Below are 23,449 nucleotides of genomic sequence, written 5' to 3'. Positions count from 1 at the left end.
ACTCGAAATTCCTAATTCAAGAACTCGTAATTCCTAACTCCTAATTCGTAACTTCTAATTCCTGTCTCCCAATTCCTCCAGGAATTCTTCAGCTTGTGCAAGAGTGTCGAGTTTGCCAATATCCATCAGCTTCAAGTCGTCCTTGACATAACCTTTTATGTTATGTGTGGCACACGCCTTAAGGTAGAAGTCGATTATTCCGAATCGGTCGGGGAATTCATCCATCATCTTAAGCAGTCGTGGCGACAATGCGTGTATTCCGGCGAAAGCATACATACGGCACTTCTTGGGGTCGAGGTCGGGATAAGGGCTTCGCACTTCACCCGTTTCGATGTTGGTCCATCCCACAAGCTTCATGTCGTCATTGAAAAGCAAATAGCGCTTAGTCTTACGCCAACTGACAAGCAATACAGCATCGACAGCATCACAACAATTGGATTTTTCACTTTTCACTTTTCCATTTTCACTTCCTCCTTCGGATTCTTCACTTCGCGAAGCAATCTGGTAGAACTCGCTCAGATTGACATTGCTAAGAATATCTACATTGTGAATAAGAATAGGAGCAGCGGGGTCGAACAATGGTGTAGCCTTCTTGATGCCGCCTCCGGTTTCGAGCAGTCCGGCAGTTTCGTCAGATATGCGGATATCGAGCCCGAAGTTATCATTGTCTTTAAGATAGTCGATTATCTGCTCGGCAAAGTGATGCACGTTGACTACAATACGGTCAACGCCAGCCGCAGCAAGATTCATGATGACGCGCTTAATGAGCGGCTCACCCCCTACCCTCACCAGAGCTTTAGGCATAGTGTCGGTGAGCGGTTTAAGGCGTGTGCCCAGTCCAGCCGCGAAAATCATTGCTTGCATCATATATTTAAGGATGTAAAGTTATGATGCAAAGTTACTGAAAATCCCGTTAAAAAGTAAAGCTTGCCTCAACTTTTTAACGGGATTGTGTATAATTGTAGCTATTAATATAGCTTTTGTCTTCGTATTGTAGTATAAACTCAGTCTTTCGACATGCTCGGCAGCGTCTGTTCTATGCCTTGTTCTCTATGGCACACGTGTACCTCGATGCCGAATTTGCTATGAATATGCTCAGCCAGATGCTGTGCCGAGTAGACGCTGCGATGCTGTCCGCCGGTGCATCCGAACGAGAACATAAGGTCGGTAAATCCGCGGTCGATATAACGCCTCACATGAGCATCAGCCAACTTGTACACGCTTTCGAGGAAGGTCAAGATCTCGCCGTCATCCTCAAGGAATCGTATTACGGGTTCGTCGAGTCCGGTGAGTTTCTTGTAGGGTTCGTAGCGTCCGGGATTATGAGTAGAGCGGCAATCGAACACATAGCCTCCGCCATTGCCCGAAGTGTCCTCCGGTATACCCTTACGGTAAGAGAAGCTGAACACACGCACTCGCAAAGGTCCCTTGCCGTCGTACTTGGAGAAAGTAGCCGGACCATCTTGCGGATGTGCTACATACACGTTGCTGTCGGCTGTCTTGTAGCCGTCGGCACGCGATGCGGCAGGCTGTTCGATATGCGCATACTGCGGCAGCTCGGTCAGTCGGCGCAACATGTCCATCATATACGGATAGGGGAACACGTCTTCGCCCATCTTCAGCAGCTCACGCAGATTGTCCATGGCTGGCGGAATAGACTCGATGAAATGCTTCTTGCGCTCAAAGTAGCCACGGAATCCGTAGGTGCCGAGCACCTGCAGAGTACGGAACAACACGAACAGACTCAAGCGAGTAACGAAGTGGCGCACACTTGGCACCTCAGTGTACAGCTTCAGCGCTTCGTAATATTCCAATACGAGTTCGCGACGCAACTTGTTGCTGTAGCGTGCAGACGCCTGCCATAGGAACGAGGCAAGGTCGTAATAGTAAGGACCCTTACGTCCGCCCTGGAAGTCGATGAAGTAAGGATTGCCCTCGGCATCGAGCATTACGTTGCGAGCCTGGAAATCGCGATAAAGGAACGAGTCGACCTGCTCCGAAGTGAGATCCTTAGCCATTAGGCGGAAGTTTGCCTCAAGCTTCAGTTCATGGAAATCGAGTCCTGAAGGTTTGAGGAAGCAGTACTTGAAGTAGTTGAGATCGAACAGAACGCTGTCCTCATCAAACTCGGGCTGCGGATAGCAGTTCTGCCAGTCGAGTCCGCGTGCTCCGCGTATCTGTATGTTGGGCAACTGGCGTATGGTGCGCTTCAACAGTTCCTGTTCCTCAAGATTGTAGCGTCCGCCCGCTTCACGTCCGCCACGCACGGCATCAAAGAGCGACACCGAGCCGAGGTCGGTCTGCAGATAGCGCAGTCCGTCGTCGCTGACAGCCAGCACCTGCGGCACGGGCAACTGACGTTGCTCGAAATGCTGTGCCAGATAAACAAAAGCGTGATTCTCGTCGCGGCTTGTGCCAACAACGCCTATTACGGTAGAGCCGTCTTCGGCTGTGAAGCGATAATACTGTCGGTTGCTGCCAGCACCAGCCAGACGTTCAACCGATTCTGGCATAGAGCCATGCCACTGATTATATAGTTCGGTCAGTTTCTCCATTCTTGTCGTTGTTATTGCTACCTTCCGTGTCGTCGGCAGATTTGTTAGTAGTGGCTTTATCGCCAGAGAAATACTCGCGGTTCTTGCGGTCGGCCCAGACAGCCAGCAAGCTATCTGCCACATACAGAAGTATTGCCACACCAGCCGTAATGCTCAACGACTTGGTAAGGGCGTAAGTTCCACCGCAGATAATCACGAAAAGTACGATTATTTTCAGTCTCATTATATTCTATTTCGAGTAAATTTACTTTTTCTTTATGTTATTGGTAACTGCAAATGTACTAATTATTTCTTGAAACAAGACTGCATACGCCACAAAAACACTATATTTTTTAAGCAATAAAGACATTGAACTTGCGTTATACTTATTGTTTATGCACTATCACACACATTATTACATATACAAGTGAACACACCATTACACAAATCATCAACCAGATACACCGCCATTGCCATGGCAGCCTGCATAGCAGTCATGACTTTTGTGCTGACGGGATGCGGAGCCGACAAGAACATGAAGCGTGGCGAGAAGTATCTTGCCATAGGCGAATACTACGACGCTGCCAACCAATTCAAACAGGCTTACACCAAGACTCCGCCTAAGGAACGCACCCAGCGTGGACAGATAGCACTGAAGGTGGCGCTGTGCAACGAGCGCATCAACGCCTCGCAGAAGGCTGCAGCTGCCTATGCCAATGCCATACGCTACAAGCAAGCCACGCCTCAACACCAGTTGGCTTACGCCCGCCAGTTGCTGAAAAACGGACAGTACCGTCAGGCGGAACAGCAGTTTAAGATTGTGTTCGACTCGATGCCCGACGACATTCTGGCAAAGAACGGACTCATTTCGGCACAGAAAGCACCCGCATGGAAGAAGGAAGGCTCGCGCTATAAGGTGAAACGTATGGACATATTCAATTCGCGACGCGCCGACTACTCGCCCGTTCTCGCCGGCGACCAGCACGACCGTCTGTACTTCACTTCGACTCGCAACGAGGCACAAGGCTCAGAACTCAGCGGCATCACAGGCACCAAGGCGGGCGACATATTCGTATCGCAGAAGGACGACCGCGGACATTGGACCAAACCCGAAGCCGTAGATGGCGGACTGAATACCGACTACGACGAAGGTGCATGCGCCCTTACGCCCGACCAAGGCACTATGTATCTGACGCAATGCACCAGCAATCCCGACTATCCACGGTTTGCGCAGATTGTCACCTCTACACGTGCGGATGCGGCCTGGGGCAAGGCGAGCGAACTGAAACTTACGGGCGACACTCTGTCGAGCTATGCCCACCCTGCCATTTCGCCCGACGGACAGTGGCTGTACTTCGTCAGCGACATGCCTGGCGGAATGGGAGGCATGGACATCTGGCGCGTGCGGTTGACGTCGAACGGACTGGGTGGCGTGGAAAATCTTGGCGAACCTATCAACACTCCGGGCAACGAGATGTTTCCGACGTTCCGACCCAACGGCGACCTTTACTTCTCAAGCGATGGCCATCCGGGCATGGGCGGACTCGACATATTCATTGCCACCCTTGGCAAGGACGGCAAATACCACATAGAACATCCAGGCTATCCGCTCAATTCGCAAGCCGACGACTTCGGTATGACGTTCGAGGGTGTACACAATCGCGGATTCTTTGCGTCCAACCGCAACGACGGTCGCGGATGGGACCATATATATAGTTTTGAAAATCCCGAGATTATACAGAGTGTAAAGGGATGGGTGTACGAGAAGGACGGCTACGAACTGCCCTCTGCACTGGTGTATATGGTGGGCAGCGACGGCACCAACGAGAAGCTGAGTGTGGGCGGCGACGGCTCGTTTGAGCGCGTTCTGAAGCCCGGCACCGACTATATATTCCTTGCCACATGCAAGGGTTTTCTGAATCATAAGGAAGAGGTGGCAGTGGCGCAACGCAGCGAGTCGCACGAATACGTGCTGCAATTTCCGCTCGCATCGATAACAGCACCTGTGCTGATAAGCAATATATTCTACGATTTCGACAAGGCTACGCTGCGTCCCGAATCAGCGCAGGCTCTCGACACACTCGTAAAAATACTGGATGAGAACCCCAACGTAACCATCGAACTGTCTGCCCATTGCGACTACAAGGGCTCGGCTGTCTACAACAAGGCGCTGTCGCAACGCCGAGCCGAATCGGTGGTGCAATACTTAGTGGGCAAAGGCATAGCACGCGAACGCCTTACACCCGTAGGCTATGGCAAGGAGAAGCCCAAGACGATACGCAAGAAGCTTACCGAGAAATACGACTGGCTGAAGGAGGGCGACGTGCTGACTGAAGAATTCATACAAAAACTTGACAAGGCAAAGCAGGAGATTTGCAACCAGCTCAACCGCCGCACCGAATTCTCTGTGCTGCGCACTACCTACGGCCTGTTTGACAAAGAGGGCAAGCTAAGCAAGCAACCCACAAAAACAAAAAAGCCTTCCTCTGCCAATAAAGACCAGAAGGAAGACTTCTACATAAATTAAGCGGTTTTCTGCGATTCCCAGAAACCGTAAATCATAAAGCAACTCAGCACCCACACAGTGAGCACTACCATCAGTAAGGTTGTGCCCACTGTGTTTGTTTGTGGCAGTAGCGAGTCGAGCGAGAAGCGTGGCATGTTTTCGGCAACAAGCGTAGATAGACAGTCGGCAACATTGCCAAGACATCGACGCACCACGCCTACTCCACCGCATACAAAGAACGACACTACGCAAACAACCATCCACACAGCCGTCCACAGATTATACCAGAAACGGCCACGTGCCGGCATCTCCTCCTGCACACGACGCATGACACGAAGCGAGAAGCCGTTGTCGGCTATATACATATGCGCACTGTCGGCGAAGAACCCACGCAGAAGCTCCTCGTCGACATTACCATTATTGCTTATCAAATTCTTATCGTCATTCATAAGGTTATGTTCATTTAGTTATTATCTATTATATCCATTCTTTTTGAGAAACATTGTAAGTTTCTCCTTGCCTCTAAACAGATGCGACTTCACCGTGCCTACAGCCATGCCCGTTATCTCGGCAATCTGATCGATGGGATATCCATCGATGAGCTGCAAGGTGACACAGGTGCGCTCCTTGTCGCCCAAACGCCTTAACGCATCATACACGTCGAGCCGCATATTGTCGTCGGTATTGACCGAATTGGTGCGTATGGCATCAGTGGAGTCGATGTCGGCAGTAGGACGCAGTCGGCGGTGATAGTCGTAGAGCACATTGCAGGCTATACGATAGAGCCACGTGGAGAACGCAGCCTGTCCGCGAAACTTCGATATGTTGACGTACGCCTTGACGAAGGTGTCCTGTGCAAGGTCGTCGCTCAACTGCACGTCTCCCAACGTCTGGTGCAAGAAGAAGCGCCTTATAGATGACTGATATTTCACAACCAAACGGTCGAAAGCCGTACGGTCGTGAAACTCAGCCACCTGAGAGACGAGAGAGAGATCGTTGTTTTGCTTCATTTATTTATTATCCTTGCCACCGAAATCTATATCGGTGATGTCACTGTCAATATTGTCAAAATCGTCGTTTTGTTCTTCCTTTTTGCGTCCGAACTTACTATTATAGTTATAGCGTACCATGAACATCTGTCCCAAACCAAGACATGCCACAAGCAATCCTATGCCAACAAGAGAGTCGGCACCGAGAAGCCATAAGAACAAAGCCAGACCTGCACCGATTGAAACGTTGCGCACTCCGCGACGCCACAGATAGTCGGGCGACTTCTTGCTGAGTGGCATCTCGCCTTCGCCGATTGGTTGTCCATGCTCCATAGCCTTCTCAGCCAGACGCACACGGTCGTTGTGGCGACGCACCATATATCGTAGGATGAGCAATACGATGATGAGCGGCATGAAGAGGAACAGGAGTACGACACCAAGCAAGAGTATGGTTATCACTATGCCAACAAAACCCGATGTGCCAAGAAAGGCAAACCATGAGAACGGGTCGGAGAATCTGCTCGGATCAAACCGGTTGCTGTCGTTTATGTCGTCGGCATCGGTTGTAGCGTCATAAGCAGTGGTATCAATGGGCTGTACCGTCGACGAAGTGTCGGAGTAAGCCTCAATGCCATTGTCGGCCTTCGTGTCGTCTACTACTGCGGTGCGCGGAGTATGTCGGTGGCGCTGTGCCTCCATGGGCACCGCGCTGCCCAAAAGCATAACTGCTACAAGTGATAATAATATCTTTTTCATATTCTGTAGTTTTTTCTATTTTGATTACAATGGTTTGACGCAATGCAAACTGAATAAGTTGCACAGCATAGCAAAAATACTACAAATTAACAAAAACACAGAAAAACCGTTGGCTATATTTTCTCATCATCAGCAAATGAAGTAATTTTGCCGCTGATAATCCACAATAATATTATGACCACATCATTATGACCACAATCATACAAAACGAAAACGCGACTATAGACGGTCTTAAATGCAACGTCTTCGCTACTGAGCGCCCCGAAGTGCTGCTTATACAGCCATCAGCACGCCATGAGAACAAGAACGACGGCATCAATCGTGAAATTGAAACATTGGCTACAAACGCTACAAAGGGCTTTGCCATAGCCTTCTTCGACACCGTGGAATGGGCAAAGGCGCTGATGCCTTGGCATGACGAAGCCGTGTCACGCGATGATGAAGTGGGCAGACATGCGCAGGACACTCTGAAGTATATCACCGAGAGTCTTGTGCCATGGCTGCACGAGCGTTTCGGTCAACTGCCATGTATGATTGGCGGCTACTCACTGGGCGGATTGTTTGCACTTTGGGCAGCCCGACAGTCAACGGCTTTCAGCGCAGTGGCAGCAGCATCGCCATCGCTATGGATAAAGGGATGGGCGGATTATGCCGACCAAAACAGCCTCAACGCACAGTTGGCATACGTCAGTCTGGGCGACCGCGAAGAGCATTGCCGCAACCAGCGCATGGCTCGCATAGGCGACTGCGTGCGCCATGAACACCTTACGCTTGCCGGACAGATAGGAACAACCGCTACAACACTCGAATGGAACAATGGCGGACACTTCGGCGAAGAAGCAGAACGCACGGCTAAGGCATTCGCGTGGTGCATCGAGAATATAAACAAAGCGGGCTGAAAGCCCAATAAGCACATAGCCCAGGGCAGCGTCCTGGGTGTACAGATAGATAAAAGCAAAACGCCCTGTAAGTGCAAAAGCATTGATAATTAACGCTTTTGCCCTTACAGGGCGCATTGTTATTTGCGATACTTTTACCCAGGGCGGTGCCCTGGGCTATGTGCTTATGCCCCTTTGGGGCGTGCTGCTTTGACTTTTATATTTATTAGTCGGCGATAGTCTGCTTCTTCTTAGCATTCTCCATCTTCTTGAGAATGTCGGCAGGGATAGCCTTCTTGTTAACCAAGTAGTCCATTGTGTTGGCTACGATGTAGTTCTTGGTCATGTACCAGATACCCTTGTACTTGCCAGTCTCACCCCAAGAGTTCTTCACCATATAGTATTCCTTGCCAAACTGGTCCTTAGCGAGACCGTAGATAAGCATACCGTGGTCGTCGGTGAGCTCCCAGTTGTCGAAACGCTGCTGGCGCTGCTCTGCTGTAGGAGCAAGCTCAGGAACCTTGCAACCGAGTGAGTCGATGAGGCTGATACGCTTGCCAGGAGTCAGCTTGAGCCAGTGAGCCATATCGCTACCAGCCATGCTCTCCATAGCCTTGTTGTCGTAGAAGTAAGCCAGACCGTCGCGTGTGAAGCCGTCCTCGCTAACGTCGCCACCCCAAGCTACTGTGTAACCAGTCTTAACAGCGTTCTCGATGATGCGAGCCATATCCTCTACTGGAAGGTTCCATGACAATGGGTTGCGCCAGTTGTCCTGTACCTCTACCGGATACTGTGTGTAGTAAGGCTTGTGTGAGAAGCTTGTGATAGATACATAGTCGTCGAAGTTGAGGCCGAGGCTTGCTGCAAACGACTTCGGAGTGTACTCCTTGCCATTGTATGTGAACTTCTCTGGGCACTTGCCGAGATAAGCGTCGAGGATGCCCTGGAGTCCAACCTTCCACTGGCCAGAAATCTTCTTAGCCTTGTTCTTTGAGATAGCAGCTACATATGGTTCGAGCATTGAGAAGAACTCGTTGAAGTTGTAGAGCGAGTCGCCTGTCAATGAACCCGGGAACGGCATAGCATTTTCAGGACAGATACCATAGTTCTTAAGTACATAGAGCACGTCGTAAGCCGAACCACCCTGTGCAAACTGGCAGTCGCCATGCAGACGTACCACCTGAACGGCACGGTCCATATAGTTCTTGTTAGCTACGAAAGACTCGCAGAGGTCGTAAGTCTTGCCTGTAGCCTTGAGAATTTCAGCCTCAAAGAACGAGATTGTTGAGTAGTCCCAGCATGTACCGCTACGGTTCTGGTTCTTGATACTTGTGATAGGATTGGCCTTGATTGTCGTGAAGACCGGCTTGTTGCTCTGTGCAGCATCCTTCTTGGTGTCTGCACTTGCGCCTACTGCTACGAGAGCGAGAAGGGCGAGAGTAAAGATTTTCTTCATTTCTCTGAGTTGTTGGTTTTATTATTGTTATTTTACTGTATTATAGTTCAGTACTTACTTATTATTTGTTCTGCGCCATAAACTCCTCTACATCCTTGGGATGATAAGGAATGCGGTGCTCACCTAGGAATCGGCATCCGTCCTTTGTGATGAGGATATCGTCCTCTATACGTATGCCTCCGAAGTCCTTGTAGGTCTCAATCTTGTCGAAGTTGAGGAATTCGGCGCAGTGTCCTGAAGCCTTCCAGTCATCGATAAGTGCCGGAATGAAGTAGATACCGGGTTCGTCTGTTACGACGAAACCTTCCTCAAGGCGGCGTCCCATACGCAGACAGTTGGTGCCAAACTGGTCGAGACGCGGACGTGTCTCTTCGTCGAATCCGACGTTTATCTGGTCGAAGTTCTCCATATCGTGCACATCCATACCCATCATATGGCCAAGTCCGTGAGGCAGGAACATGGCATGAGCACCGGCTGCAACAGCCTCGTCGGTATCGCCCTTCATCAGTCCGAGTTCCTTCAGGCGCTCGGTCATGAGGCGGCATACAGCGAAGTGTACGTCCATATACTTCACACCAGGCTTGGCTACGTCAAGCGCGTAGTCGTGACAAGCCTCAACGATGCTGTATATCTCAAGCTGACGCTGTGTGAACTTGCCATTGACGGGGAATGTACGTGTATGGTCAGAACAGTAGTTGTTGATAGTCTCGCCACCGCAATCGCACAATACGAGACGGCCGCTCTCAAGTTCTGCCATCGACGGACTGCCGTGCATAATCTCACCATGCTGGCTGAAGATGGTCGGGAAGCTGACCATAGCGCCATACGAGTTGGCTGTACCGTCAACCTGTCCTGCAACAAACTTCTCGGTGAGTCCCGGCTTGACAAGACGCATTGCAGTAGTATGCATCTTATAGCCAATCACCGAAGCACGCTCCAGCTCCTCTATCTCCTGAGCCTCCTTTGTAGAGCGCATCTTGACGATAGCCTTGATAAAATCCATGCTGGCAGCTTCCTTCTGCTGTACGGGATGGATGCCAAGCAGGTCGAATATCTGTATCTTGATGTCGTGGCGGTAAGGCGGCAGGAAGTGGATGCGGCGCTTCTGGCGCATAGCATCGTTGCAGATGGTCTTGAGGCTCTTCATTGGCACAGTATTCTTCACGCCAACACTCTCAGCCATATCATGCACGCTGTCAACACTGCCATACCACACAATGTCTTCTATATCGATGTCGTTGCCCACAAGTGTCTCGATGTCGTTGTCGATGTCGATAACACCAACAAGTCCATCACGGTTCAATCCGAAATAGTACAGGAACGAAGAATCCTGACGGAACGGATAGTAGCCATTGGCTGGGAAATTACACGGCGACTCATTATTGCCAAACAGTATGATAATGCCACTCTTTACAAGCTCCTTAAGCTTGGCGCGGCGGTTCACGTAGGTAGCCTTGTCAAACATAATTATACAATTAGGTTTCAAATATGATAATAAAGCATTGCAAAGTTAATAAATTCGAAAGAATAACCAAAATGCAACTGGCATTTTATGTTTTATTATGAGATGAATTGGCAATATGACATAAAATGACTACTTTTGCAGCCGAAAAACATCAACTAAAGGGAGAGAGATTATGACTATTGACAGTAATACAGGACTGGTGCTCGAGGGCGGAGGCATGCGTGGAGTCTTCACAAGCGGAGTGCTCGACGGCTTTATGAAACACAACCTTTACTTCAAATATGTGGTGGCGGTATCGGCTGGCGCTTGCAACGGCCTGTCGTATATGAGCCACCAGCCGCGACGCGCCCGTGTGTCGAACATCGACTATCTGGCGCGCTACGACTATATCGGCATAAGGCATCTTGTAACACATGGATGTATTTTAGACACAAAACTGCTGTACGACAAATTCCCTAACGAGTACATCCCCTACGACTATGACACATTCTTTGGCAGCGACGCCACATTCGAAATGGTCACCACCAACTGCCTTACGGGTCGCGCCGAATATCTTCAGGAACATAGCGACCGCCAACGATTGCTTGACGTAGTACGTGCATCAAGTTCGCTACCCTATGTCAGCAAGATAGTCAACATAGACGGAACACCTATGCTCGACGGTGGCATAGTAGACTCAATACCCGTAATGCGCGCCATAGAAACTGGACACCCCAAAAACATACTTGTACTGACACGCAACCGTGGTTATCGCCCTTCAGGACACGACCATAAGATTCCACATTTTATATATAAGAAATATCCACGTCTACGCGTGGCGCTGAGCCGACGTATTGAGGCTTACCGCCAGCAACTGGAAATGGTGGAACAGCTTGAGGATGAGGGCAAAGTGATTTGCATCCGCCCCGAACGTCCGATGGAGGTGACCCGCATGGAGAAGGACACCGCCAAACTCGAACGACTCTATGAAGAGGGCTTTGCACTGGGCGAAAAGTTCTGTATTGAGCACAAGGATGATTATTTATTCTAAAAATAATGAAAAATGCTCCCGTAAAAGCAAAAATCACTTCCGAGAACATACACATTTCACGAAAAATGTTATACCTTTGCGCCCGAAAAGAACCTATAGAACTTTTTTTGCGCAAATATGGACATCATTCAAACTATCGATTCGGTCGACAAGTCGGCTACTGTGTATCTCAACAATGACATGGGTAGCATTGCAGATAATACATTTTGGACTTTTTCGTCGCGCCTGATTTGGGTGCCTGTGGCTTTGTTTTTTATCTATTGTATCTTCAAAAACAACAACCGCAACTGGCGAATGACAGTCCTGGCTGTGATTACACTCGCCATCACGATAGCAATGTGCGACCAGATTGCTTCATCACTGTTCAAGCCATGGATAGCACGTTTGCGTCCGTCGCACAGTTTGCAGATAGCCGATTTGCTGCACTATGTCAACAACTATCATGGCGGACCATACGGATTTATGTCAAGCCATGCTGCCAACGCATTCGGAGCTGCTGTATTCGGCTCGAAGATCATAAAGAAACGCTACTTCACAATATTCATCTTCTCACTCGCTCTGATAGTAAGCTACTCGCGCATATACCTTGGCGTGCACTATCTGGGCGACGTGGTGTGCGGAGCCATTACAGGAATGTGTGTAGGATACCTTATGTATATGTTGTTCAAATACATCCATACGCGCTTCGCAATGTTCAATCCGATGCTAAGAGCACAAAGAATTTAAAACTTTATTATATAAAATTATGATAGGGTATGCCACAAATGGCATACCCTATTTTTATGTCATTTCAGCAAAAAACACTAACTTTGCATCATCACATTCAACCTAAATAAAAACTATATTAAATAAATCATAAACAATGAACAAAACAAAAGGGTTATTATTCAGTCTGCCTATTGCTGCATTGTGCCTGTTATCGACCGGCATGCATGCTGCCGACAAACAGACTGACTACACCAAGTATGTCAACCCATTCGTGGGCAATGCCGACAACGGACACACGTTCCCCGGAGCATGCCGACCTTTCGGAATGATACAGACCAGCCCCGTAACCGGCGGTGTGGGATGGCGCTACTGTGCCGAGTATGTATACAGCGACTCGCTGATATGGGGTTTCACACAAGACCATCTCAACGGAACCGGATGTATGGATCTTGGCGACATTCTCGTTATGCCGTCTACTGGCAGCCGTACACGACAGTGGGACCAGTACCGCTCGCATTATGTGAAGACACAGGAGTTTGCCACACCGGGTTATTACTCGGTATATCTTTCTGATGCCAAGGTGAAGGCTGAACTTACCGCCACACCGCATATTGCTTTTCATCGCTACACCTACGACTCAGCCGACTCCACATCTGTGCTTATCGACCTGCAACACGGTCCGGCATGGAACGACAAGCAGTATCACTCGCAGGTGAATCTGTGCGAAACCAAATGGGAAGACGCCAACACTCTTGTAGGACATGTGCAGAATACCGTATGGGTAGAGCAAGACTACTTCTTCGTAATCAAGTTCAACCGCCCCGTTGCAAGCCACATCACACTTGCCAAGGCTGCCGATACGGAGAAGGGCGAACGCATCGTGGCTACATTCGACGGCATCGACCAGGGCGAACAGCTGCTCATGAAGATAGCCATGTCTACCACAAGCATCGACGGAGCCAAGAAGAATCTGCAGGCAGAATTGCCGGGTTGGGACTTTGCTGCCATAAAGACTGCTGCCCACGACGACTGGAACGCCTACTTGAAGCGCATTGACATTGACGGTACCGAGGAACAGAAGCAGAACTACTACACTTCGTTCTATCACGCATTGATACAGCCTAACCAGATAGCCGATGTCGACGGCATGTATCGCAACGCCGACGACAAAATCGTTAAGGCCGAGGGTGGCAAGTTCTACTCCACCTTCTCATGCTGGGACACCTATCGCGCTGCTCATCCTTTCTATACAATAGTGATGCCCGACCGCGTCGACGGTATGGTCAACTCGCTCGTTGAGCAGGCTGAGGTGCAGGGATTCCTTCCTATTTGGGGATTGTGGGGCAAGGAGAACTATTGCATGATTGGCAACCACGCAGTGTCTATTGTTGCCGAAGCTTACCATAAGGGCTTCCGTGGATTTGATGCCGAGCGTGCTTTCCAAGCCATCAAGAAGACCCAGACCGTTTCGCACAAGCTCAAGAGCAATTGGGAGAACTATATGAAATACGGCTATCTGCCCACCGACCTTACCGAGTCGGAGTCGGTATCATCGTCATTGGAGTCGATGTACGACGACTATTGCGCATACGACATGGCACGCCTTATGGGCAAGAAGCAGGATGAGCAATACTTTGCTCGCCGTTCACAGTTCTACAAGAACCTCTTCGACAAGTCGACACAGTTTATGCGTCCGCGCCTTTCAGACGGAACATGGAAGACACCGTTCAACCCGAGCGACCTCGCTCATGCCGAAAGCATTGGCGGCGATTACACCGAAGGCAACGCATGGCAATATACATGGCAGGTGCAGCACGACATACCGGGACTCATCAAGCTGTTTGGCGGACCGAAACCGTTCCTCAAGAAGCTCGACCAGTTCTTCACACTGAAACTTGACAGCAAACTGTCGGACGTTACGGGTCTTATCGGCCAGTATGCCCACGGCAACGAGCCGAGCCACCATGTGGCTTACCTGTATGCTTTGGCAGGTCGACCCTCACGCACTCAGGAGTTGATACGCGAGATATTCGACACTCAGTATCGTCCTACAGTAGACGGTCTTTGCGGCAACGACGACTGCGGTCAGATGTCGGCATGGTACATGCTCTCGGCTATGGGATTCTATCCTGTCAACCCAGTGAGCGGTCAATACGTGTTCGGCGCTCCGCAGATGAAGAAGATAACCGTTCACTTGCTTAACGGCAAGACCTTCACTGTCATAGCCGACGGACTCTCTGAGACAAACAAATATGTTGCAAACATCACGCTCAACGGCAAGAAGCTCTCGAAGAACTATATCGACCACGCTGCCATTATGAATGGCGGTACATTGGTATACAAAATGACATCGAAGAAACTGCACGATAAAAATTAAAAAATATAGCCCACCGTCTGATTCAGCGGTGGGCTATATTTTTTATATAAAAAACACCGATTTGAGTCTGTTAGCTTGAATTGTTTACACGCATGACTGCAATGTTTGGATGTCGCTTTCAGCCCGCATAGTGAGAGCGGGCAGAACCATTTCATACAGCGCTTGCTTCACTTCTTCATTGGGAAATCCTAATATGTAGCCAAACTCATCACTTTTCTTTATCGTAAGATACCCCGACTGATAAAGAAACAACTCGGCACCGCCCCCAGTAACGTCCGACAACTCTAATATGTTACGCATGATAGGACAATTCTCAAAAAGGCTAAGGCGTAGTTCGATATTGTCAACAAACTTTGCAATCATAGATGTGGCTCCAGAGGCAGCCCAGAAATTGCCAAGTTCCTGAGTGTCGAGAGCATTGATGAGGCTGAATGGATTGTATATGTCTATCATGTTACGACGACTGAAATGATAGCCATCGTAATAATTTTTCAGTTTGTCATGAGTTTCTTGTAATGTCCATCCGTTCACCTCTGCCATCCTCGCCAATTCTGGCTTGAAATTTTCGGCAATCTCTTGTTCGGTTATTCCGCATATTGCTGCATATTCAGGCAGGAAACTTATATTTGTGAGATTGTTAAGAACCGAGAATAGTGATATTTGTGTAAACTTGGTGATACCCGTTATGAAGACTATTTTTTCGTACTCATCATCGGCTTTTAGTATAGCAAACACCTCGCGGTACACTTCAGTACATGCTTCATGTTCAGGGGTGTGCCATGAGTGTTGTAATGGAGAATCGTATTCGTCAACAAGTATGGCAACCTTCAATCCTGTCTTCTTGTATGCTGTTTTGATGATACCATCAAATCTGTCGGCAAGCATAGCGGTTGTTTTTGGAGTGATGCCGTACAACTCTTCGTATTCACCAAATCGGATATCAAGATATGAGCGTATAGTCTCGGCATTAGCACCACCACAGCTCATGTCAAGACGAATCACAGGATACTGTTTCCAGTCTTTTTCCAGTTGCATGATTTTCAGCCCATCAAACAAGTCTTTTCTTCCTTCAAGATATGTCTGTAATGTGTCAACAAGCACCGACTTGCCGAATCGGCGAGGACGGCTCAAGTAACTGTATTTTTTGCCGTTGTTCACCAATTTCCAAACAATGTCGCTTTTGTCAACATAGAGATAGTCTTCTTCTCTGATTGTTTTAAACGACTGAATACCAGCAGGTAGTTTCCTATTATTGATGTCTGTCATATCTCGATTCTCCTATTTTTTGTAAAGATACGCCGAATTATCGGAACCGCCAAACTTATTAGTTAAAAAGTAGTGTCCATACGGGGGCATACAAACAAACTACACCACCTCAACACCTCACCTTATCAACCGGAGCGAGCAGCGCTTCGCTCCTATATTTGCATTTCTAACCGCTCAAAACTGCGAACTGAACGCACAAAGAAATCTTTGATGCGAAATTCGCGAGTTTTGAGCGTGCAGCGATATATCACTCAGATACAGACAGTTAAGTAATGTAGCGGTGCAAGTGTGCAATGTCTCTCCCCACAAAAATGCTCCTTTTGATTTCAAAAGGACAACTATTGCATTGCAACTGTAGTCGTTTTGCAATGCAATAAGGGCTTCGTTGCACTCCAAAAGTAGTCCTTTTGAAGTGCAACAAAGCCCTTATTGAAAAAAAACACGAAGATGGCACCATCAAAACCACTAAAAACGCCATCCGAAATCTCTAGAATCGATTTTTATTTTGTAACACTTTTTTACTGCTTGTACGATATTTGTCTCTATTCGTACTTTTTGTGGAACATCCACAGACAGATGGCACCTGCCAATACCAATGGCACGCCGATAAGGGCTGGATAGTTGAAACCTAAGTTCAAAGACACGGGGATACCACCAAGCAAAGCACCAAGTGCATTGCCCGAATTGAATGCAGCCTGAATGCAGCAGCCACCAAGCATCTCGCCTCCTTCGGAATGTTTCACTATAAGATATTGCTCAGGCGAACCGACACCAAATAGACAGATGCAGGTGCAGAACATCAATAAGGCTACTGCCCATGGAGTGGCGGAGAAGAAGAAGGTGAGCAACAGGGATATGGCTGAAGTCAGAAGATAGCAACTGGTGATGCGTCCTGGCTTGAATCTGTCAGCCAACGGACCACTACTAAGATTGCCTACCACCATGCCCAATCCTGCAAGAATCATCAGAAGCGATATGCTTGAGGCACTGAATCCTCCTTCCATCTGGAGCAATGGGGATATATAGCTAAACCAACAAAGCATGCCGGCACTACCCAAGAATGTGGCAAAGATGATTAGCCATGGAGCAAGATTGCGCAAGAAACGAAACTGCGCTTTCATTCCATTGTTGGCAAGGGCTGCCACATTGGGCACCCAACGATATATCATATAGAGAGTGGTGAGTCCCAACACTATAGACATCATAAATGGTACTCGCCATGAAATGTTATGACTCAAGAATGTTCCCAATGGCACGCCCATCAAATTGGCAAAGGGCATACCGGCACACATCATAGCAACCGCACTTGTACCCTTGCCCTCTTTGGCAATCTTGACTGCAACAATGGCACCCGTTCCGAAGTAGGCTCCATGAGGCAGACCTTGAATGAATCTGGCACAGAGCAACAGCCAGAAGCTTGGAGCTATAGATGCTATGACTGCACCAATGGTGATAAGCGAGGTGAGGAACATTAATATATTCTTAGGTCGATACTTATGCATCAGTATCAACGAGAAGGCTCCTGCACATACGCCCAAAGCATAAATCGAAATGAGATGTCCCACTTGTGGAATAGAGACGTTCATGTCGTGAGCAACATCGGTAAGAATACCTTCAATAATAAATTCAGTCATGCCCAATGTGAATGTACCTAAGGCAAGGGCAAAAAGTCCTTTTTTCATTTTGCGTGTGTGTGTATGATAATATCCTAAAAACAATTATTGGTGGCTGTGTGCTTCCACCTTATTAAAGATTAAGTGAGTGCAAAGTTACTACATTTTTTTGCAAGCAGTCATATTATTTATATTTTAGTCGTTGGCTAAATTTATAATTTCCCAATAACTGCCAAAAGTGGGAAAAACAAATTAATGTATACTCTTTGGAGATAATCTTGCACATTTTACAATATCTTTTCGTATTTTTGCATTTATCTATTATTAATAATGTATCATTATGGAGGGTAAGCGTTGAGCAAAATCGGCGCAGAACAGTAAGAAGAATAATCTATAGAATATGACAATAGAAGAAATACAGGCTCACAAAGAATGTCAGACATTCGATTGCAAGAGCATACAGATTGACCCGAAAGCGTTAGCTGTACCCATTGTGGCTATGGCTAATGCCGATGGTGGTGTGCTTGCCATTGGTGTTTCTGACAAAACTCGTAGAATAGAGGGAATTGATGGAAACGAAGAGCGACTGAATGAGTTGCTTAGAGTTCCTTTCGACTTCTGTAATCCGTCTGTAAGAGTCAGATGCGAATATCTGTCATGTATCGATTATGAAGGTCGAGAGAACCGCATCTTGCTTATGCATATTCCTGCAAGCGTTCAACTTCACACCAACCAGGCTGATGAATGTTTCATGCGTGTAGGTGACAAAAGCAAGAAACTTAACTTTGACGAGCGTATGCAACTTCTCTACGACAAGGGCGAACGCTACTACGAAGACAAAGATGTTTATGGTGCCACAATCGATGATGTTGACATGAATCTTGTGAGTGACTATACGAATGTCATTGGCTATGGAAAGTCTGGCATGGAGTATCTTAGAGAGAACAACGACTTTGTTACTGAAAAAGATGGTCAGCAGAAGGTTAGTACAGCTTGCATTCTTCTTTTCGGAAAGAATCCTCAGCGTTTCTTCCCACGTGCCCGCACTCGCTTCATCCGCTATGAGGGTACAGAGGAAAAGGTTGGTACAGAGATGAATGTTGTCAAGGACGTGACATTCGGGGGAACCATCCTTCAGCAGGTACGCCGTACGATAGAGTATCTGGAAACACAGGTTCGTGAGCACTCTTTCCTTGGAGAAGACGGGCGTTTTGTTACCCGTCGCAACTACTCAAAATATGCTATACAAGAGATGGTGGTCAATAGTTGCTGTCACAGAGCATATAACATCAAGGGAACCGAGATTCAGATAAAGATGTTCGACGACCGTGTTGTCTTCGAGTCTCCAGGAGATTTACCAGGATTGGTGCGCCCAGACAACATTCGCCACACTCATTTCTCTCGAAATCCCAAGATAGCCCAATACCTCAAGGCATACAAGTATGTCAAGGAGTTTGGTGAGGGTATTGACCGTATCTGCAATGAACTGGAAACAAAAGGATGCGCCATTCCATCATTCCACATTGATGCATTCATTTTGAAAGCAACATTGATGGCGGAGTGGACAACAGAAAAGGAGTTTGACCGCCTAAGTACCGCCCAAGTACCGCCCAAGTACTGCCCAAGTACCGCCCAAGTAGAAAAGTTAGTGGCAGTAATGAACGATGATTACGTTGATGTTGCTGAGATGATGAAGCTATGTTCAATAGTCAGACGCAAAACAATGCATGATAGTTATATCGCTCCTGCACTGGCAGATGGCAGTATTGAACGGAAATATCCAGAACAGCCTAATCATCCAAAACAGATGTACCGATTAACGGAGAAGGCAAAGAATTGGAAGAAGTATCAATAATATTTATTGATGCCACATGAAAGCTGAGACAAACACTCAACATTCTTACCGTCATTCTTTATTTTAAAACTTTGAGAAATCTTACAATATGATTCAAAAATCTGACATAAAAAAACTGCTCACTCTTCTTGGCTTTTCACAAGAAGAGAATATATATACAAAACAATATGAAGTTGGTGTGACATTGAAGATAGATGTTGCTCACGAACACATATTTTATAATGAGGCAAATATTACCGTAGGGCGAGAAACAACGAGCAACTTCGCAGAACCAGAGAATTTCGTTGTTCTAGAGTGTGTAGATCGCTTATTAACTAAAGGATATCGTGCAGAACACATAGAACTTGAGCCACGATGGAAATTAGGACATAGTAGCAAAAGCGGCTATGCCGATATTTGGGTGCGAACATACGGCGAAGGCAAAGTTATTGGTACTGACGAAGATAAAGACTCTCTGCTTATTATTGAGTGCAAAAAAGCAGATGAATTCCAAGGAGCATGGAATGATACTCTTGAAGATGGTGCTCAGTTATTCAGTTACTTCCAGCAAGAAAAATCCACAAAATTCCTTTGCCTCTATACATCTGATCTTGTTGATGACAAGGTTGAGCCTGATTATTACTTACTGAATGTTCAGGACAACAAGAAAATGCTTGAGAACGATGAAGAAGCCCTTTCGTACGAGAAGGCTTCAAACAACAAGCAGTTATATCGCGTATGGCATGAGACTTACCAGTGCGACTATGCTCGTATTGGATTATTTGAGGATGCTGTGCAACCTTACCATATTGGCAAAGATAAATATACGATTGCTGATTTGAGGAAAGTTAATAACGATACAATTAAAAAGAAGTATAGCGAGTTTTCCAACATATTGCGTCAGCATAATGTTGGAGCACATGAGAACGCCTTTGATAAATTGGTAAATCTGTTCCTTGCCAAGGTCGTTGACGAGACAAATAATCCAGACAATCTTCATTTCTATTGGAAAGGTGCAGCATACGATGACGATTTTCAATTGCAGGATCGCCTTCAGCGTCTTTATCGTGATGGTATGAAAAAGTTCCTCGGAGAAGAGGTTACTTATATTGAAGATGCTGAGATAGACAAAGCTTTCCGTCGTTTCAAGAATGACCCAGATGCGACACGTAAAACAATCAAAGATTATTTTCGTGCATTAAAGTTCTTCTCTGACAACGATTTTTCCTTTATTAGCGTTCACAACAGGAAACTTTTCCAGCAGAATGCCGCCATTCTCAGAAAGGTTATTCTTATGCTACAAGATATTCGTCTGAAAGATTCTGATACACACCAATTCCTTGGTGATTTGTTTGAAGGGTTTCTCACAAAAGGTGTAAAGCAGAGTGAAGGACAATTCTTCACTCCTATGCCTATTGTGCGTTTTATCGTAACATCTCTACCATTGGAACAGTTAGTAAAGGATAGTCAAGACGTACCCTACGCCATAGATTACGCATGTGGTGCGGGCCATTTCCTTACAGAATATGCCGACCGTATCAAGGAATTTGTGAAGAAACACCGTCCTGATTTGCCATTACAGGACTACTATTCGCGTATAACGGGTATTGAAAAAGAATATCGTCTGTCGAAAGTGTCAAAGGTTTCAGCGTTTATGTATGGTCACGATGAAACTCAGATAGTCTATTCTGACGCATTACAAACACATCAAAATGTTGAAGAAGGCAAATATAGTGTACTTATTGCCAATCCGCCATATTCAGTATCTGGATTTCTCGAAACGCTTAACGAGAAAGACAGAAAGAGATATAAACTTTTCAACAACAATATCAATTTGGCCAAGAACAAGGCGATTGAGACATTCTTTATGGAACGTGCAGCCCAGTTAATGAAAGCAGGAGGTGTTGCAGGTATTGTGTTGCCTGTATCTGTCTTGAACAAAGGCGGTATTTATGCCAAAGCACGCGAAATAATCCTTGAAAATTTCCATATTGTATCTCTTGTCGAGTTGGGTTCTGGAACATTTGGCAAGACAGGTACAAACACCGTCGTTATGTTTCTTCGTCGCAAGGAGACAAATACTCCTGACGCAGAACATTTCGCAAGTCGTGTAGAGTGCTGGTTCAATCTGAGTGAGAACGGAGATGAGGTTTATCAGGATACAGAATTGATGGAGAAATACTGTGAACATCTTGGTTATTCTTTAGAGGATTATCAGGAGTTCTTGAAGGGTACAATATCAGAATCTTTCCTTGACTCAGAGGTAATACAGACTTACCATAATTCGTTTTTCGGAACTTCACGTAATGCAATGAAGGACGTGTGTGATGAAGCAAAAATCATTCGCACAAAATATGTAGCAAAAACAAGAACTGCCACTTTTAGATCTTTATCTTCAGAGGATAAGAAAAAAGAGGCAGATAAGGCGTTCTATGCATTTGTAAAGGCTATAGAGCAAGAAAAGATGTATTTCTTTATGTTGGCTGTACAGACAAACAATCCTGTTCTGATTGTTAAGTCTCCATCGTCTAATACAGAAATGAAAAAGTTCTTGGGTTACGAATGGGTGAATCGTAAAGGTAGTGAAGGCATCAAGTATTTAAATGTAGCTACCACATCCGACTCTGAAGATGATGAAGGAAATGAGGCAGAGGATGATACTATGCAACAAATCTCGGGAATTGAGTCTATAAATACCTGTCTTTTCAAACCTGGAGATTATGATGATCCTGAAAAGATCAATTATTTAATCAGACAGAATTTCTTGGGTGAAGAATACGGAATACCAGATAGTATTGCAGATTTCGCAACAACTGCAAAGTTGGTAGATATGATAGAATTTTCAAGAACAGCTTTTAATAAAGAATTAAAAACAAGTATTTCATTGAAGGTTGCAGTTGAGAGTAAATACGAAGTCATTCCATTGAAGAAATTCTGTAAAGAAATCAATCCGTCTAGGGAGGAGTTTTCGAAATTACCTCATGACAAAATTGTTTCCTTTATAGAGATGTCTTCACTCGGATTAGGTTGTATTGAAAATATGGTTGACAAAACTATAGGAGAACTATCAGGTGGATACACGAACTTTAAGGAAAACGACGTACTAATTGCAAAAATCACCCCTTGCATGGAGAATGGAAAGTGTGCATTGGCACATGGACTTACAAATGGATTAGGGCTTGGAAGTACAGAATTTCATGTTCTTAGAACAACGGATGAGATAAGAGCAAAATATCTGCTTGAATGGATTAATCGCAATGAAATCAGAAAAATTGCGGCGTCAAATATGACTGGAGCAAGTGGACATCGCAGAGTTCCTGAATACTTTTATCAGCAATTGCCAATACCTGATGCACCTGTTAATGTTATTAATAGTATCGTTTCAGAGTGCTCTAAAGTTGAAGAACTATATCAGAATAGTATTGATGAGATGAATAGGTTGAAAGAAAAGTTAAGAAAAATTCTCGTTGAGGCAGATTCTAAAGCAACTATCGACCTTCGTCTCGACAATGAGCAGGTATTCGATCTTCAAATAGGTCGTCGTGTCCTTAGAAGCGAGTTAAAGAAGGATGGTAAATTCGAGGTTTTCAGTGCTAATGTATTCGAGCCGTTTGGAAAGACAGACTCGTCGTTGCTGACGGATTTCTCTAAACCTTCTGTCCTATGGGGAATAGATGGAGATTGGATGGTAAACTATTTGTCAGCAAACAGACCTTTCCACCCAACAGACCATTGTGGTGTAATAAAAGTGCTTGATGAAACAATAGTTCTATCTAAATATCTTGTCTATCCTCTACTAAAAGCTGGTGAGCATGAACGATTCTCACGTGCTAACCGTGCTTCAACAGAGCGCATTAAAGCGCTATCTATTCGAGTACCGTCAATTGATATTCAGAAAGCAACTGTTTCAAAAATCATTGAGATTGAAGATAAGATAGAAAAATTGAAGATTCAAATGGAAGAATGTAAAGAACACAAGCAGGCAATATTGGATAAGTACTTAAAATAGCAATATTAGCAAAACATGATATGCTGTT

Annotated in this window: 17 protein-coding genes; 7 read left to right on the top strand and 10 right to left on the bottom strand. The window is 46.3% G+C overall.

The window, feature by feature from the left end; all coding sequences use genetic code 11:
• Window positions 1-54 precede the first annotated feature (54 nt).
• From I6E38_RS02470 to I6E38_RS02460, 3 genes are all read right to left on the bottom strand, one after another.
• Window positions 55-867: a nucleotidyltransferase family protein gene (locus I6E38_RS02470; protein WP_235392503.1), complete on the bottom strand. Its 813-nt coding sequence runs from the start codon at window positions 865-867 to the stop codon at window positions 55-57.
• 137 nt (window positions 868-1,004) lie between these two features.
• Window positions 1,005-2,555, bottom strand: coding sequence for a RapZ C-terminal domain-containing protein (locus I6E38_RS02465; RefSeq protein WP_235392502.1), 1,551 nt, complete (start codon window positions 2,553-2,555; stop codon window positions 1,005-1,007).
• Window positions 2,530-2,778, bottom strand: coding sequence for a hypothetical protein (locus I6E38_RS02460; protein WP_235392501.1), 249 nt, complete (start codon window positions 2,776-2,778; stop codon window positions 2,530-2,532). The genes I6E38_RS02465 and I6E38_RS02460 overlap by 26 nt, the downstream gene beginning before the upstream one ends.
• A gap of 231 nt (window positions 2,779-3,009) precedes the next feature.
• Between I6E38_RS02460 and porE the strand changes: the two genes are divergently transcribed.
• Window positions 3,010-5,061, top strand: a complete 2,052-nt coding sequence (gene porE / locus I6E38_RS02455; protein ID WP_235392539.1) for a PorE family type IX secretion system protein — start codon at window positions 3,010-3,012, stop codon at window positions 5,059-5,061.
• On the opposite strand, the gene I6E38_RS02450 is transcribed toward porE, so the two are convergent.
• Genes I6E38_RS02450 through I6E38_RS02440 form a run of 3 tightly spaced genes read right to left on the bottom strand, consistent with a single transcriptional unit; the run spans window position 5,058 to window position 6,785 of the window.
• Window positions 5,058-5,489, bottom strand: coding sequence for a DUF5056 domain-containing protein (locus I6E38_RS02450; protein ID WP_235392500.1), 432 nt, complete (start codon window positions 5,487-5,489; stop codon window positions 5,058-5,060). The two genes, porE and I6E38_RS02450, sit on opposite strands and share 4 nt — an antisense overlap.
• Before the next feature lie 21 nt (window positions 5,490-5,510).
• The gene (locus tag I6E38_RS02445; protein WP_235392499.1) at window positions 5,511-6,050 is read right to left on the bottom strand and encodes an RNA polymerase sigma factor; all 540 of its coding nucleotides are present in this window, start codon (window positions 6,048-6,050) and stop codon (window positions 5,511-5,513) included.
• The gene (locus I6E38_RS02440; RefSeq protein ID WP_235392498.1) at window positions 6,051-6,785 is read right to left on the bottom strand and encodes a DUF6249 domain-containing protein; all 735 of its coding nucleotides are present in this window, start codon (window positions 6,783-6,785) and stop codon (window positions 6,051-6,053) included.
• Between the two features lie 188 nt (window positions 6,786-6,973).
• Between I6E38_RS02440 and I6E38_RS02435 the strand changes: the two genes are divergently transcribed.
• Entirely contained in the window at window positions 6,974-7,684 is a 711-nt protein-coding gene (locus I6E38_RS02435; RefSeq protein WP_235392497.1) for an alpha/beta hydrolase-fold protein, read from the top strand.
• A gap of 205 nt (window positions 7,685-7,889) precedes the next feature.
• Here the strand turns inward: I6E38_RS02435 and I6E38_RS02430 are convergent, their stop codons facing one another.
• Entirely contained in the window at window positions 7,890-9,119 is a 1,230-nt protein-coding gene (locus tag I6E38_RS02430) for a C1 family peptidase (protein ID WP_235392496.1), read from the bottom strand.
• A 61-nt stretch (window positions 9,120-9,180) separates the two neighbouring features.
• On the bottom strand, window positions 9,181-10,584 hold the full coding sequence (locus I6E38_RS02425) for an aminopeptidase P family protein (RefSeq protein ID WP_235392495.1): 1,404 nt from the start codon (window positions 10,582-10,584) through the stop codon (window positions 9,181-9,183).
• A gap of 172 nt (window positions 10,585-10,756) precedes the next feature.
• On the opposite strand from I6E38_RS02425, the gene I6E38_RS02420 reads away from it, so the two are divergent.
• From I6E38_RS02420 to I6E38_RS02410, 3 genes are all read left to right on the top strand, one after another.
• Window positions 10,757-11,614, top strand: a complete 858-nt coding sequence (locus I6E38_RS02420) for a patatin-like phospholipase family protein (protein ID WP_235392494.1) — start codon at window positions 10,757-10,759, stop codon at window positions 11,612-11,614.
• A gap of 117 nt (window positions 11,615-11,731) precedes the next feature.
• Complete coding sequence (locus tag I6E38_RS02415; protein ID WP_235392493.1) at window positions 11,732-12,340, top strand: phosphatase PAP2 family protein; 609 nt, start codon at window positions 11,732-11,734, stop codon at window positions 12,338-12,340.
• A gap of 136 nt (window positions 12,341-12,476) precedes the next feature.
• Window positions 12,477-14,699 carry a GH92 family glycosyl hydrolase gene (locus I6E38_RS02410; protein WP_235392492.1) on the top strand — a complete coding sequence of 741 codons (2,223 nt, stop codon included), beginning with the start codon at window positions 12,477-12,479 and terminating at the stop codon, window positions 14,697-14,699.
• A gap of 84 nt (window positions 14,700-14,783) precedes the next feature.
• On the opposite strand, the gene I6E38_RS02405 is transcribed toward I6E38_RS02410, so the two are convergent.
• Together I6E38_RS02405 and I6E38_RS02400 are read right to left on the bottom strand one after the other, a co-directional pair.
• A complete protein-coding gene (locus I6E38_RS02405; RefSeq protein WP_235392491.1) occupies window positions 14,784-15,965 on the bottom strand; it encodes an ATP-binding protein in 1,182 nt (393 codons plus the stop codon).
• Between the two features lie 542 nt (window positions 15,966-16,507).
• Window positions 16,508-17,647 (bottom strand): MFS transporter, encoded by a 1,140-nt coding sequence (locus I6E38_RS02400; protein ID WP_235392490.1) that lies wholly within the window; start codon window positions 17,645-17,647, stop codon window positions 16,508-16,510.
• 331 nt (window positions 17,648-17,978) lie between these two features.
• Here I6E38_RS02400 and I6E38_RS02395 point away from each other — a divergent pair, with 331 nt between their 5' ends.
• Both I6E38_RS02395 and I6E38_RS02390 read left to right on the top strand, forming a co-directional pair.
• Window positions 17,979-19,433, top strand: coding sequence for an ATP-binding protein (locus I6E38_RS02395; RefSeq protein WP_235392489.1), 1,455 nt, complete (start codon window positions 17,979-17,981; stop codon window positions 19,431-19,433).
• 88 nt (window positions 19,434-19,521) lie between these two features.
• Window positions 19,522-23,421: an N-6 DNA methylase gene (locus I6E38_RS02390; RefSeq protein ID WP_235392488.1), complete on the top strand. Its 3,900-nt coding sequence runs from the start codon at window positions 19,522-19,524 to the stop codon at window positions 23,419-23,421.
• Window positions 23,422-23,449 lie beyond the last annotated feature (28 nt).

Source organism: Leyella stercorea (assembly GCF_021531355.1).
Taxonomy (GTDB): Bacteria; Bacteroidota; Bacteroidia; order Bacteroidales; family Bacteroidaceae; genus Prevotella.
Note: the sequence above shows the minus strand (reverse complement) of the source record. Positions and strands in the feature narration are given on the sequence as shown.